This is a genomic window from Methylobacterium sp. 1030 (assembly GCF_040544715.1).
Lineage (GTDB): Bacteria > Pseudomonadota > Alphaproteobacteria > Rhizobiales > Beijerinckiaceae > Methylobacterium.
Map to the genome: position 1 here is coordinate 26117 of NZ_JBEPKM010000017.1, position 12589 is coordinate 38705.

The following is a 12589-nucleotide window of genomic DNA, read 5'->3' on the forward strand; positions in this document are numbered from 1 at the left end:
TGACACTCCGATATTGCGTCGGACTTCAACCGGATGCCATGGTGCGGCGCCGCACCAAGCACCTTGGGGTTGTGTAACTGCGCTGGACCGGCCGCGATTTCCCCTGTGAGTCCGGCGCGCCGGGGGCCACGGGGCACCCGCGCGTGAAGGCGCCGGCACCCGAGCAGGAGCGACGCCGGCCCGACCGGGGGCGCTCGAGGAGGCCGTGATGAAGATCCTGATCGCCGCGACGCCGCTCACCGGCCACGTGAACCCGCTCCTCGCCATCGGTCGGACGGTGGCGGCCCGGGGGGACGACGTCCTCGTGCTCACCGACCCGGCCTTCCGGCCGAAGGTCGAGGCGGCGGGCCTGCGCTTCACGCCCTACGCGGACAACCACGCGGCCGAGTACCGCGAGACCGAGCTGCCGGCCGGCCCGGAGCGCTACCGCCGCGAGTTCGAGCGCCGGTTCGTGGATCCGATGCCGGTCCAGGCCTCCGCCCTGCGGGCGCTGATCGCGGCCGAGGCGCCCGACGTGATCCTGGCCGGCAGCATGTTCCTGGGCGCGCTGCCGCTGCTGCTCGACAGCGCGCCGCGGCCGCCGATCGTGACCGTCAACGTCAGCATCCTGTTCCTCGACCGGCCCGACCACGCGCCCGTGGGCCTCGGCCTGCCGCCGGCCCGCGACCGGGACGATCTCGTCCGCTACGCGACCCTGAAGGCCGGCATGGACGCGGCCTTCGTCAACCCGGTGCGGGCCTACACGGACGCGAAGCTCGCCGCGCTCGGCCTGCCGCCCCTGCCGGCGTCCCTGCCCCACTCGATCGTGGTCCTGCCGGACCTGTTCCTGCAGCCGACCGTGCCGGGCTTCGAGTACGAGTACGGCACCCTGCCGCCCGGCCTGCGCTTCATCGGCCTGCTCGATCCGCCGACGCCGCCCGCGCCGCTCCCGGACTGGTGGCCCGATCTGGAGGCGGCGAACGCGGCGGGCCGGCCCGTCGTGCTGGTCACCCAGGGCACACTGGCCAACGCGGATTTCGGCGAGCTGGTCGAGCCGACACTGACCGCCCTGGCCGACCGGGACGATCTGCTGGTCCTGGCCACCACCGGCGGCCGCCCGGTGGACGCGCTGAAGGTTCCGGTCCCGGCCAACGCCCGGGTGTCGTGCTTCCTGCCGTTCCGCGAATTGCTGCCGCGGGTGAGCGTGCTGGTGACCAACGGCGGCTACGGCAGCGTCTCGCAGGCGCTCGCCGCCGGCGTGCCGATCGTGTCGGCCGGCCTGACCGAGGACAAGGCGGAGGTGAACGCGCGCATCGGCTGGTCCGGCGTCGGGATCAACCTCGGGACCAACGCGCCGGCCCCGGAGGCGGTCGGCGCCGCGGTGGCGCGGGTGCTCGGCGAGCCCGACTTCCGGGCGCGCGCCGGGGCGCTGCGGGACGCCTTCGCGGCCCGGGACGCCATGGCGTCGATCCTGACGGCTCTGGACGATCTCGCGCGCGCCGGGACCGATGCCGGGACCGCGCGCCGGCTGGCGAGGTCGGCGTGATGCCGGCCTCCGACACCGCGGCGCTCCGGGTCGTCGTGGATCTCAACCGCTGCCAGGGCTACGCCCAGTGCTGCTACGCCGCGCCGGACGCCTTCGCGATCCGCGGCCACGAGATCCTGTTCTACGATCCCGCGCCGCCGGCCGATCGCCGCGGCGCCATCGAGCGGGCGGTGCAGGCTTGCCCGGTCCGCGCCATCAGCCTCCAGGCCGGCCCGGACGACGGAGACGCGCCGTGACCCCCGAACCCGCCGGCATCGTCGTGGTCGGCGCCTCCCTCGCCGGCCTGCGCGGCGCCGAGACGCTGCGGCGGAGCGGGTACGACGGCCCGCTCACGCTGGTCGGCGCCGAGCCGTACCGGCCCTACGACCGGCCGCCCCTCTCGAAGCACGTGCTCGCCGGGGAACTCGCCGCCGACGCGACCCGGCTGCCGGAGCTGGCGGATCTGCGCGCCCGCTGGCGTCTCGGGAGCCCGGCCGTCGCCCTCGACCGGGCAGCCCGCACGCTCCGGCTCGCCGACGGGTCGGCGCTGGCCTACGAAGCCCTGCTCATCGCCACCGGCGCCGAGGCCCGGCCCTGGCCGGCCGAGACCGGCGGCGGGCTCGCCGGCATCTTCACCCTGCGCGGGCGCGACGACGCGGCCGCCCTGCGGGACGCCCTGCTGGCGCGCCCGCGGCAGGTGCTCATCGTCGGCGGCGGCCTGATCGGTTGCGAGGCGGCCTCCTGCCTGCGCGACCTCGGCCTGCCCGTGACCCTGGTCGACCCGAACGCCGCGCCCCTGGCCCGGGGTCTCGGGACCTTCGTCGGCAGCGTGATCGCCGAGCGTTTGCGCGAATCCGGCGCCACGTTCCGCCCCGGCACGATGGTGCGGGCGTTCGAGGGCGACGCGGCGGGGCACGTGGCCCTGGCCCGGCTGGCGGACGGCAGCACTGTCGAGACCAACCTCGTCATCGCCGCCCTTGGGGCGACCCGGGCGACGGGCTGGCTGCGGGGCGCGGGCCTGCGCGCCGATGCCGGCGGCGTGACCTGCGACGCCGCCTGCCGGGTCCTCGACGCCGACGGGGTGCCCTGCCCGGACATCTACGCCGCGGGCGACGTCGCCCGGTGGCCGATTCCGCTCTACGGCAATCGCCTGATCGCCGTGGAGCACTGGGGCAACGCCGTCGAGCAGGCCGCCCACGCCGCGCGCAACATGCTGGCCGGCCCCGGCGAGCAGCGCCCCTACGGCCACCTGCCGGCCTTCTGGTCGAGCCAGTTCGGGATCAACATCAAGCTCGTCGGCCTCCCCGACGGCGCCGATTCCGTGGCGGTGGTGCAGGGTTCGCGGGCCTCCCGGCGCTTCCTCGCCGTCTACGGCCGCGCCGGGCGCAGCATCGCGGCCGTCTCGTTCGATCAGGCTCGCTGGCTGCCGGCCTACGCGGAGGCGATCACGGCCGGCGACCCGTTCCCGCCGATCACCGACGCCACCGACCGGCCGCGCGTCGAGATGGCGGCACCGGGCTTCCCGCCGCCGCACCGAGCCGCCCCGGCGCGGCCTTCCGCCGAGACCGTCCATGTCTGACGACGCGCTGTTCGCCGCGGTGATGGATCCGGCCAACCGGGCCGACCCGTACCCGCTCTATCGTCGGTTGCGGCAGCAGCCGGTCTCCCGCCAGCGCGACGGCAGCTACGTCGTCTCCACGCACGCGGCGATCCGCAGCCTGCTGTTCGACCCGCGGCTCAGCTCCGAGGATCTGCCACCGCCCCGGCGGCCCCGCACCGGCAACCCGCTCAAGGACCTGATCCTCAACCCGATCAAGAACCGCATCAGCGCCACGCACCGCCCGTTCATCTTCCGCGATCCTCCGGACCACGACCGGCTGCGCAGCCTGGTGATGCGGGAATTCTCGATCGCGCGGGTTCAGGCGCTGCGGCCGCGGATCGCCCGGGAGGTGGACGGCCTGATCGACGCCTGCCGGGACCGGCGGGAGGTCTGTCTCGTGAGCGACCTCTCCTACCCGCTGCCGGTGACGGTGATCTGCGAGCTGCTCGGCGTGCCGCGCGAGGACGAGCCGCGGTTCCAGGCCTGGGCGACGCAGCTCGCCACGGCCGTCGAGCCGGACGCGCGCCACGACGACACGACCCGGCGCCAGATCGTCGGCGCCTTCGACGAGATCGCCGCCTACATGCGCGACCTCATCCGCGAGAAGCGGCGGCGCCCGGCCGACGACATGCTGAGCGGCCTCGCCGCCCCCGGTCCGGACGGCCGGAAGCAGATGAGCGACTTCGACCTCCTGTCGACGGCGGTCCTGCTGCTGGTCGCCGGTCACGAGACCACCGTGAACCTCATCACCAACGCCATGCTGACCCTGCTCCGGCACCCCGAAGAGCTGGAGCGGCTCCGGGCCGATCCGGAGCGCGCGCCGCGGCTGATCGAGGAGGTTCTGCGCTACGAGCCGCCGGTGCACTTCCGGACCCGCAAGGCTCTCGGCGCGATCGCGGTGGCCGGCGAGATGATCCCGAAGGGGGCACCCGTCATCCTGATGTTCGCCGCCGCGAACCGCGATCCCGACCGGTTCGCGGATCCCGACCGCTTCGATCCCGACCGGGGCGACATCGAGCATTTCGGCTTCGGCGGGGGCCTGCACTACTGCGTCGGCGCGCCCCTGGCGCGGCTCGAGGCCGAGATCGCCCTGGTGGCGCTGAGCCGCCGCCTCGTCGCCCCGCGGCTCGCGGTCGATCCGCCGCCCTACCGGCCGGGCGCGTCGCTCCGGGGGCCCGAGCAGCTCGGCATCGGCATCGACGGGATCGCCTGATCCGAGCGGAGCCGCGCGAGTCGTAAAGCGACGGTGAACGGGGCTGTTTCACGTGAAACATTCGTAAACCCCTTCGTCCGCGGTCGCCCGGACGGCGACGCCGGAACTTGGCCGTGCCGAAGCGGGCTTTACGGGAGAGCGGCCGAGACGGCCGCAATCCCGAGAGCTTCCGGAGAGACGACGCCATGAAGGCATTGTGCTGGCACGGCCGCAACGACATCCGCTGCGACACGGTCCCGGATCCGGTCATCGAGGATTCCCGCGACGTCATCATCAAGGTGACGAGCTGCGCGATCTGCGGCTCGGACCTGCACCTGATGGACGGCCTGATGCCGACCATGAAGAGCGGCGACGTCCTCGGCCACGAATTCATGGGCGAGGTCGTCGAGGTCGGACAGGGCTTCACCAAGTTCAAGAAGGGCGACCGGATCGTCGTGCCCTTCAACATCAATTGCGGTGCATGCCGGCAGTGCAAGCTCGGCAACTTCTCGGTCTGCGAGCGGTCGAACCGCAACGCCGAGATGGCGGCCGCGCAGTTCGGCTACACGACGGCCGGCCTGTTCGGCTACTCGCACCTCACCGGCGGCTACGCGGGTGGCCAGGCCGAGTACGTGCGCGTGCCCATGGCGGACGTCGCCCCCATGAAGGTGCCGGACGGCATGGACGACGAATCCGTCCTGTTCCTCACCGACATCCTGCCGACCGGCTGGCAGGGCGCCGAGCACTGCGAGATCCGGGGCGGCGAGACGATCGCGGTCTGGGGCACCGGCCCGGTCGGCATCTTCGCGATCCAGTCCGCGAAGATCATGGGGGCCGAGCGGATCATCGCCATCGAGACCGTGCCCGAGCGGATCGCCCTGGCCAAGAAGGCCGGCGCCACCGACGTCATCGACTTCATGAACGAGGACGTGTTCGAACGGATCAAGGAGATTACCAAGGGCCAGGGCGCCGACGGCGTGATCGACTGCGTCGGCATGGAGGCGAGCGCCGGCCACGGCGGCCTCACCGGCATGCTGTCGACGGTACAGGAGAAGCTCACCGCCACCGAGCGCCCCTACGCGCTGGCCGAGGCCATCAAGGCGGTCCGCCCCTGCGGGATCGTCTCGGTGCCGGGCGTCTACGGCGGCCCGATTCCGGTCAACATGGGCTCGATCGTCCAGAAGGGCCTGACCCTCAAGAGCGGCCAGACCCACGTGAAGCGCTACCTCGAGCCGCTGACCAAGCTGATCCAAGAGGGCAAGATCGACATGACCTCCCTGATCACCCACCGCTCGCAGGATCTCGCGGAGGGCCCGGACCTCTACAAGACCTTCCGCGACAAGAAGGACGGCTGCGTGAAGGTGGTGTTCCACCTGAACTGAGGCGGCAGCGTCCCGGTCGGCGATCGGCCGGGACGCCCCTCTCCGCCGGGCTGGGCGCGGCGTCCCGAAAGCGTGTAGAGCCGGCAACGCGCTCACCGACCACGCGGGGTGTCCATGTGCAATCTCTACAGCCTGCGGACCGGCCCAGCGGACCTGCGCCGGGCCTTCGAGATCGCGGAGGATCGCACCGGAAACCTCCCGCTGTTGCCGGCTATCTTTCCCGACCAGCTGGCGCCTGTGGTCCTGAACGGCGCGACCGGCCGCGACCTCGCGATGATGCGCTGGGGCATGCCCGGCCCGAAGGCGTTCGGCGAGCACCCGATCACCAACGTGCGCAACGCCGCGAGCCCGCACTGGCGGCCCTGGCTCGGCGTCGCCCACCGCTGCCTCGTGCCGGTCACCGCCTTCAGCGAGTACGCCGACACCAAGCCGCGCAAGACGCCGGTCTGGTTCGCCCTGGACGAGGACCGGCCGCTCTTCGCCTTCGCGGGGATCTGGCGGCCCTGGACCGGCGTGCGCGGCACGAAGCGCGAGAACCCCGACCGCGTCGCCGCGGAGCACCGGCTCTTCGCCTTCCTGACCACCGAGGCGAACGGCGTCGTCGGGCCGGTCCATCCCAAGGCCATGCCGGTCCTGCTCACGAAGCCGGAGGAATGGGCGACGTGGCTGGAGGCGCCGACCGCGGAGGCGCTCCGGCTCCAGCGGCCGCTCCCGGACACGGCGATGCGCGAGGTCGCCCGCGGCGCGCGCTCGGACGGGCCGGAGGCCGAAGCCGAGGCGTGAGGGGCGCTAGCCGCCGGCCGGCTCGCCGGAGGACCCGTCGGGCGCGGCCGACCAGCCGCGGGCCCGCCAGCGCGACACCACGGCGGCGTTGAGCCGGGCGATGCGCGCCCGGTGCGCCTCCCAGAACGACATCGGCTTCGCCGGGACGGCGGCGACGCGGGTCCGCTGGACGGGGCCCGTCGGCCGCGCGGCGAGGCGGTCCGGCGCGGCCGCGCGGGCGCTCGCCCGGACGACGCGCGCCTCCGGGTTGCCGAGGATCGCCTGGGCGCGGGCGCAGTAGAGCTGCGACAGCGGCGACATCGCCTCCGAACCGTGGCCGGCCCGGTACTTCATCAGGGCGCGGCAGAGGTCCCCGTCGGCCCGGCGCCACGCCTCGGCGAGGTAGCGGACGCCGTAGCGGACGTTGATCTCCGGCGACGCCAGCTCGGCGACGGTGCCGCGGAAGCCGAGCATCGCCGCGGTGGTCGGGCGGACCTGCATCAGACCGACCTCACCGACGCTGCCGACCACGGTGGGGTCGTAGCCGCTCTCGATCCGCGCGACGGCGTCGGCCACCGCGAGGGGCAGGCCGGTGCCGGCGGCCTCGCGGGCGATGAGCGGCAGGTAGCGGGCGCGGGCGTCGGCGGCGACCGGTGCGGGTGCGGGCACGGCCGCAGGCGCGGGCGGGACCGGCGGCAGGGCAGCCATGCCGACGGCGTGCACCGCCAGGAAGGTGGCGGGCCGGGCCTGCGCGGGGGCGGCGCAGGTCAGCAGCAGGAGAAGCAACGGAGCGCGCATCGGCCGCCACGGAGAGGAACCGGGACCTGTCTATCCCGGCCGCCTCAACGAAGCCTTTCGCCGGCGCGCGCCCTACTGGATGGGGCCGCGGTCCCGCGCCTGCAGCAGCCGCAGGGCCTCGCCCAGGACCGCGTGGAGGTCGGCCGCGCCCTGCTGGCTCAGCGGCAGCCCGACCCGCTGCCCGTGGATCGTGTCGAGGACCAGCATGGCGAGGTCCTCGCCGATCAGCAGGTTGGATCCAGGTAGGCAGAGCGGCAGGACGAAATCGCCCTCGACCTCGCCGAGGGCGTCGACCGCGTCCGCGGGCCGGAAGGGCGGTTTCCGATCGGTCATCGCTCCTCTCCTCGCATTCCTCCCGGCGCCGGTGCCCGGCGCCGCGGCTCAGCCGCGGTCCGGCATCCGCACCGACCGCACCGTGAGCGTGTCGATCTCCAGCGAACCGACCTCCAGGGTGCCGACCCGGGCGCGGCCCACCGAGAGGCGGCCGATCGCGAAGGCGCCGACTGCCACGACGCCGAGGGCCGCGGCCCCGAGGGCCAGCGCGCCCAGGGCCGACGCCCCGATCGCCCCCGCGCCGACGGCGCCCGATCCCAGGATCGCCGTGTCGTGGGACGGGATCACCCCCGTCCCGTCGGGGCGGCTCTGCGCCTCCGGAACCCTCGAACGCGACATGCGGATTCCTCTCCGAGCGGGCGACTCCGGAGCCAGCTATACCCGACGTTAACCGCGTTTTCACGCCGCTCGGAGACGATGGCGCTCGATCCCGGCCGGCCCGGACCGCGCGTCCGCCGCCAGAGAGGACGTCGCCCGTGCAGCACCTGTTCCAGGCCGTCGCGATCTTCGCGTTCGGCTGCCTGCTGATCCATGCCGGTCGCGCCTACGCCCGGGCGACCACGCTCCTGCTCTCCGCGACCGCGCTGATGCTGAGCGTCACCCTCGGCACCGTGCTCTGCCAGCGGATCGGCCTTCCGGGGCGCTCCGTCGCGGCCGGCCCGTCCTACACGGTGGCGCTCGGCCGGCCCGCTCCGTAGAGCCGCGTCCGGTCGGACGGGATGCGCCCGAGGCTCGGGACGGTGTCGCGCGGTGGGGCCGCGCCGGTCGAGCGGGATCAGGGCCAGACGCGGATCGCCACCGGGCGGCGCAGCAGGTCGCGGTCGGAGGTGATCGTGCAGCCCTCCGCGCGCAGGCTCGCGTAGGTCAGCAGCGCCCGGTCGCCGACGTCGTCGAAATTGCGGCCGCGCGCGTCCGGGTCGAGCAGCGACGGGTAGGCGAGGAGCGGCACCGTCGCCGCGCACGGGTCGTCGTAGAGGGTCGCGCCCTCGAGCAGCAGGCGCGGGCTGTCCCAGGCGATCAGGTCGCGGGAGGTGGTCCAGTAGAAGCCCGACCGGGGAAAGCCCTCCCCCGCCTTGGCCATGAACACGGCGATCCAGGCGCCCGTGCCGCGGTGCCGGACGACGGCGCCGACCGGGCCCGGGAACGGCCCGACCGGCCGGCAGGTCGCCGTGTTCGGGCGGGCGGCGCGGTAGGGGTCCGGGAAGGCGGCGGTGAAGCCGGTGCCGGTCCAGGCCCGCCAGCGGGCCGGGTCGGCCGGGTCGTCGCTGCGGAACAGGCAGACCCCGGCCTCCTGATCGCTGCCGGGCCGGGTCCAGCCGGTGGTCGAGGCGAGGAAGTACCGCCACGTCCCGTCCGCGACGATGTTCGACGGGTTGAAGAAGCCGCGGTGGCGGCCCTGGTCGACCTCCTGCCGGAACGGCGCCCCGGCGACCACGACAGGCGGGCTCTGGCGCTTGAAGCTGCGGCCGCCATCCGTCGAGGCTGCGGCCGTGATCGTGTTGTACCAGCAGGCCATGTAGCTGGCCGCCGGGCAGCGGCCGGGATGCTCGTTGGCCTGGTACTCGTGGTGGAGGAGCGCGGCCACGCGGCTCCCGTCCTCGGTCCAGGTGGCGGTGATCCAGGAGCGGTCGTCGTAGGTGGCCGGATCGGGCTTCTCGCCCGAATCGAGCACCACCGCGCAGTCGATCTTGAGATGCTCGAGGTCGGGACCGCGCAGCGCCCGGTTGCGGTAATGCATCCCGTAGAGCGCCACCGCGCCCGACGCGTCCCGGAAGGCGCGCGCCGGCGCGTCGGGCACGTCGGCGCCGTCGCAGGCGTCGCGCCCCGCCTTGAAGACGAGCGCGGGCGGCCCGACCAGCGTCAGCGCCGAGAGCGGCGGCTCGGGCGCGGCCGCGGCAACGCGCGGGAGGAGCGCCAGGGATAGCGCCAGGGGGAGCGCCAGGGAAAGCGTCGGCAGGATCCGGCGCGCCGCCGTCCCGGAGCCGGTTGGGCGCGCGGCGCGCGTCCGTCCGGCGATCCCGTTCGCCCAACCCATGATCGCCACCCGGCTGCGTCCCGGCCGCGCCTGGACAAACAGGCGGAGATTCGCTTGAGAACCATTACAGAGTGCTTGCCGCCGACCGGACGCGCGCGGCCCGACCGAAAGTCATCCATGGTTCTCCTGATCCTCGGGCTGGTGCTGTTCCTCGGCACGCACGCCTTCTCGATGGCCCGCACCCGCCGCGCCGCGATCGTCGGCCGGATCGGCGAGGGCCGCTACAAGCTCGGCTACACCGCCCTGTCGCTGCTCGGGCTCGTGCTGATCGGGATCGGCTTCCACGATTACCGGCTCGCCGGCTATATCCCGGTCTGGGACCCGCCCGTCTGGACGCGCCACCTCGCCCTGACGCTGGTCTGGGCCGCCTTCGTGTGCCTCGCGGCCGCCTACCTGCCGGGCCATATCCGCGCCAAGGCCAAGCACCCGATGCTGCTCGCCGTGAAGATCTGGGCGACGGCGCACCTCCTCGCCAACGGCGATCTCGGCTCGATGCTGCTGTTCGGCGGCTTCCTTGCCTGGGCGGTGACCGCCCGGATCAGCGCCAAGCGCCGGGGCCTCGCCCCGGGGGCGGTCGCGGCCCAGCACGGCGGTCCGGCGGCGGCCCCGCTGGGCTGGCGCAACGACGTCCTGGCCCTGGTGATCGGCACGGCCGCATGGTTCGTCTTCGCCCGCTACCTGCACTACCCGGTGATCGGCGTGCCGGTCTGGCCGGGTACCCCGGCCTGAGCCGGCCCCCGAGACGACACCCGAGGCGGCCCCGAGACATGGCCTGTCGCCAACCCGGCGCCCGTGTGTTAGGCGCGGGGCCCGAACGCGACGAGGTGGCCCGCTGAGATCATGCGGGCCGGGATAGAATGGCCGAGAACAACGAGTTCCTCCGCGAAGTCGACGAGGATTACCGCCGCGACCGGATCCTCCAGATCTGGAAGCGCTACAGCGGCGTGATCATCGCGCTCGCCGTGCTGCTGGTGGCGGGCGTCGCGGGCTGGCGCTACTGGCAGGCCCAGCAGCGCGCGGCGGCCGAGGTGGCCTCGGTGCAGTTCGACGACGCCAACCGCCTCGCCAAGGACGGCAAGGTCGCGGAGGCCGACAAGGCCTTCGACGCCCTCGAGGCGCAGGGCCCGGCGGGCTACCGCCTGCTCGCCCGGTTCCGGGCGGCGGCCGAGACCGGCAAGCGCGACCCGGCGGCCGGGGCCGCGGAGTTCGACAAGCTCGCCGACGATACCGGCCTCGGCGACGGCCTGCGCGACCTCGCGCGCCTGCGCGCCGCGCTGCTGCGCCTCGACGGAGCGAACCCGGATCCGGCGCTCGCCAACCTCCAGGGCCTCGCCGCCGGGACGCCGTTCCGCCACACGGCCCGCGAGATGCTGGGCCTCGCCGCCCTGAAGAAGGGCGATTACGAGGACGCCAGCCGCTGGTTCGACCAGATCGTGGCCGATCCCGACACGCCGCGGAACCTGCGCGAGCGGATCGAGGTCTACGCGGCGATCGTCGCGGGCGGCCCCGTGACGGTGACCGCGGCCAAGCCCGAGCCCGCCGCGCCGCCGCCGCCGATCACGCGCTGATTTCATCGTCCGGACTGTCTCGAGAACCACCATGGATATGCCGACCGTCGCGATCGTCGGGAGGCCGAACGTCGGCAAGTCGACCCTGTTCAACCGCCTCGTGGGCAAGAAGCTCGCGCTGGTCGACGACCGCCCGGGCGTGACCCGCGACCGGCGCGAGGGCGACGTCGCGTTCGGCGGCCTCCAGTTCCGGGTGATCGACACCGCCGGCCTGGAAGAGGCCGACGAGAAGACCCTCACGGGCCGGATGCGGATGCAGACCGAGGCGGCGATCCTCGCCGCCGACGTGGTCCTGTTCGTGATCGACGCCCGCGCCGGCGTGCTTCCGGCCGACCAGCCCTTCGCCGAGCTGGTGCGCCGCGCCGGCTGCCCGGTGATCCTGATCGCCAACAAGGCCGAGGGCGGCGCCGGCCTCGCCGGCGCCTACGAGGCCTTCACCCTCGGGCTCGGCGACCCGATCCCGTTCTCCGCCGAGCACGGCGAGGGCCTGGGCGAGCTGCACGAGGCGCTCAAGGGCGCCCTGCCCCAGCGCGACGAGGACGAGGAGGCCGACGACGACGCCCCCGGCGGCCGCGCCCTGAAGGTCGCGATCGTGGGCCGCCCGAATGCCGGCAAGTCGACCCTGATCAACAACATGCTCGGTGAGGACCGGCTGCTCGTCGGCCCCGAGGCCGGCATCACCCGCGACTCGATCTCCCTGGACTGGGAGTGGCGCGGGCGGCGGATCAAGCTGCACGACACCGCCGGGATGCGCCGCCGCGCCCGGATCGACGACAAGCTGGAGAAGCTCGCGGTCTCGGACGGCCTGCGCGCGGTGCGCTTCGCCGAGGTGGTGGTGGTGCTCCTCGACGCGACGATCCCGTTCGAGAAGCAGGACCTCACCATCGTCGACCTCGTCGAGAGCGAGGGCCGCGCCCTGGTGATCGGCCTCAACAAGTGGGATCTGGTCGCCGACCAGCCGGGCCTGCTCAAGCAGCTCCGCGAGGATTGCACCCGGCTGCTGCCGCAGGTGCGCGGCGTCGGTGTCGTGCCGCTCTCGGGTCTCGCCGGCGACGGCGTCGACAAGCTGATGCAGGCGGTGGTGCAGGCCGCCGAGGTCTGGGACCGGCGCGTCTCGACCTCGCGCATCAATGACTGGCTGAACGAGGCCACCTCCCGCAACCCGCCGCCGGCGGTGTCGGGCCGGCGGATCAAGATCCGCTACGCTACCCAGGTGAAGAGCCGGCCACCGCACTTCGCGCTGTTCGGCAACCAGCTCAACGCCCTGCCGAAATCCTACACGCGCTACCTCGTGAACGGCCTGCGCGAGGCGTTCGACCTGCCGGGCACGCCGATCCGCCTGTCCCTGCGCACCTCGCAGAACCCGTTCGACAAGGGCTGATCCGAGCTCCTGTCGTCCTTGCGAGCGGAGCGAA

14 protein-coding genes are annotated in these 12589 nt (G+C 73.6%); 10 read left to right on the forward strand and 4 right to left on the reverse strand.

The window, feature by feature from the left end; translation table 11 throughout:
• The first annotated feature begins 208 nt into the window (after positions 1 to 208).
• The 6 genes from ABIC30_RS23215 to ABIC30_RS23240 all read left to right on the forward strand — a co-directional run bounded on the left by ABIC30_RS23215 (position 209) and on the right by ABIC30_RS23240 (position 6461).
• Positions 209 to 1525 (forward strand): glycosyltransferase, encoded by a 1317-nt coding sequence (locus ABIC30_RS23215; protein WP_354456121.1) that lies wholly within the window; start codon positions 209 to 211, stop codon positions 1523 to 1525.
• Positions 1525 to 1761, forward strand: coding sequence for a ferredoxin (locus ABIC30_RS23220; RefSeq protein WP_020093786.1), 237 nt, complete (start codon positions 1525 to 1527; stop codon positions 1759 to 1761). Before ABIC30_RS23215 ends, ABIC30_RS23220 begins: the two co-directional genes overlap by 1 nt.
• Complete coding sequence (locus ABIC30_RS23225; RefSeq protein WP_354456122.1) at positions 1758 to 3083, forward strand: NAD(P)/FAD-dependent oxidoreductase; 1326 nt, start codon at positions 1758 to 1760, stop codon at positions 3081 to 3083. Before ABIC30_RS23220 ends, ABIC30_RS23225 begins: the two co-directional genes overlap by 4 nt.
• Positions 3076 to 4317: a cytochrome P450 gene (locus ABIC30_RS23230; RefSeq protein WP_354456123.1), complete on the forward strand. Its 1242-nt coding sequence runs from the start codon at positions 3076 to 3078 to the stop codon at positions 4315 to 4317. Before ABIC30_RS23225 ends, ABIC30_RS23230 begins: the two co-directional genes overlap by 8 nt.
• 185 nt (positions 4318 to 4502) lie before the next feature.
• The gene (locus ABIC30_RS23235; protein ID WP_056523740.1) at positions 4503 to 5678 is read left to right on the forward strand and encodes a zinc-dependent alcohol dehydrogenase; all 1176 of its coding nucleotides are present in this window, start codon (positions 4503 to 4505) and stop codon (positions 5676 to 5678) included.
• 114 nt (positions 5679 to 5792) lie between these two features.
• The gene (locus tag ABIC30_RS23240; RefSeq protein ID WP_091927371.1) at positions 5793 to 6461 is read left to right on the forward strand and encodes an SOS response-associated peptidase; all 669 of its coding nucleotides are present in this window, start codon (positions 5793 to 5795) and stop codon (positions 6459 to 6461) included.
• A gap of 6 nt (positions 6462 to 6467) precedes the next feature.
• Here the strand turns inward: ABIC30_RS23240 and ABIC30_RS23245 are convergent, their stop codons facing one another.
• From ABIC30_RS23245 to ABIC30_RS23255, 3 genes are all read right to left on the reverse strand, one after another.
• Positions 6468 to 7238, reverse strand: a complete 771-nt coding sequence (locus ABIC30_RS23245; RefSeq protein WP_354456124.1) for a lytic transglycosylase domain-containing protein — start codon at positions 7236 to 7238, stop codon at positions 6468 to 6470.
• A gap of 72 nt (positions 7239 to 7310) precedes the next feature.
• Positions 7311 to 7571, reverse strand: coding sequence for a hypothetical protein (locus tag ABIC30_RS23250; protein ID WP_020093792.1), 261 nt, complete (start codon positions 7569 to 7571; stop codon positions 7311 to 7313).
• A 48-nt stretch (positions 7572 to 7619) separates the two neighbouring features.
• Positions 7620 to 7910 carry a hypothetical protein gene (locus tag ABIC30_RS23255; RefSeq protein ID WP_170855206.1) on the reverse strand — a complete coding sequence of 97 codons (291 nt, stop codon included), beginning with the start codon at positions 7908 to 7910 and terminating at the stop codon, positions 7620 to 7622.
• Positions 7911 to 8047: 137 nt separating this feature from the next.
• Between ABIC30_RS23255 and ABIC30_RS23260 the strand changes: the two genes are divergently transcribed.
• Positions 8048 to 8269 carry a hypothetical protein gene (locus ABIC30_RS23260; protein ID WP_100252755.1) on the forward strand — a complete coding sequence of 74 codons (222 nt, stop codon included), beginning with the start codon at positions 8048 to 8050 and terminating at the stop codon, positions 8267 to 8269.
• Positions 8270 to 8346: 77 nt separating this feature from the next.
• Here the strand turns inward: ABIC30_RS23260 and ABIC30_RS23265 are convergent, their stop codons facing one another.
• A complete protein-coding gene (locus ABIC30_RS23265) occupies positions 8347 to 9606 on the reverse strand; it encodes a hypothetical protein (RefSeq protein ID WP_354456125.1) in 1260 nt (419 codons plus the stop codon).
• Between the two features lie 117 nt (positions 9607 to 9723).
• On the opposite strand from ABIC30_RS23265, the gene ABIC30_RS23270 reads away from it, so the two are divergent.
• The 3 genes from ABIC30_RS23270 to der all read left to right on the forward strand — a co-directional run bounded on the left by ABIC30_RS23270 (position 9724) and on the right by der (position 12555).
• Positions 9724 to 10335, forward strand: coding sequence for an NnrU family protein (locus ABIC30_RS23270; RefSeq protein ID WP_020093796.1), 612 nt, complete (start codon positions 9724 to 9726; stop codon positions 10333 to 10335).
• A 128-nt stretch (positions 10336 to 10463) separates the two neighbouring features.
• Complete coding sequence (locus ABIC30_RS23275) at positions 10464 to 11174, forward strand: tetratricopeptide repeat protein (RefSeq protein WP_020093797.1); 711 nt, start codon at positions 10464 to 10466, stop codon at positions 11172 to 11174.
• 31 nt (positions 11175 to 11205) lie between these two features.
• Entirely contained in the window at positions 11206 to 12555 is a 1350-nt protein-coding gene (gene der, locus ABIC30_RS23280) for a ribosome biogenesis GTPase Der (protein WP_020093798.1), read from the forward strand.
• Positions 12556 to 12589: the final 34 nt, after the last annotated feature.

Bases quoted from the DNA above. Each gene is read 5' to 3' on its own strand.
- ABIC30_RS23215 (WP_354456121.1), top strand. From the start codon at position 209: ATGAAGATCCTGATCGCCGCGACGCCGCTCACCGGCCACGTGAACCCG.
- ABIC30_RS23220 (WP_020093786.1), top strand. From the start codon at position 1,525: ATGCCGGCCTCCGACACCGCGGCGCTCCGGGTCGTCGTGGATCTCAAC.
- ABIC30_RS23230 (WP_354456123.1), top strand. From the start codon at position 3,076: ATGTCTGACGACGCGCTGTTCGCCGCGGTGATGGATCCGGCCAACCGG.
- ABIC30_RS23235 (WP_056523740.1), top strand. From the start codon at position 4,503: ATGAAGGCATTGTGCTGGCACGGCCGCAACGACATCCGCTGCGACACG.
- ABIC30_RS23240 (WP_091927371.1), top strand. From the start codon at position 5,793: ATGTGCAATCTCTACAGCCTGCGGACCGGCCCAGCGGACCTGCGCCGG.
- ABIC30_RS23245 (WP_354456124.1), bottom strand. From the start codon at position 7,238: ATGCGCGCTCCGTTGCTTCTCCTGCTGCTGACCTGCGCCGCCCCCGCG.
- ABIC30_RS23250 (WP_020093792.1), bottom strand. From the start codon at position 7,571: ATGACCGATCGGAAACCGCCCTTCCGGCCCGCGGACGCGGTCGACGCC.
- ABIC30_RS23255 (WP_170855206.1), bottom strand. From the start codon at position 7,910: ATGTCGCGTTCGAGGGTTCCGGAGGCGCAGAGCCGCCCCGACGGGACG.
- ABIC30_RS23265 (WP_354456125.1), bottom strand. From the start codon at position 9,606: ATGGGTTGGGCGAACGGGATCGCCGGACGGACGCGCGCCGCGCGCCCA.
- ABIC30_RS23270 (WP_020093796.1), top strand. From the start codon at position 9,724: ATGGTTCTCCTGATCCTCGGGCTGGTGCTGTTCCTCGGCACGCACGCC.
- ABIC30_RS23275 (WP_020093797.1), top strand. From the start codon at position 10,464: ATGGCCGAGAACAACGAGTTCCTCCGCGAAGTCGACGAGGATTACCGC.
- der (WP_020093798.1), top strand. From the start codon at position 11,206: ATGGATATGCCGACCGTCGCGATCGTCGGGAGGCCGAACGTCGGCAAG.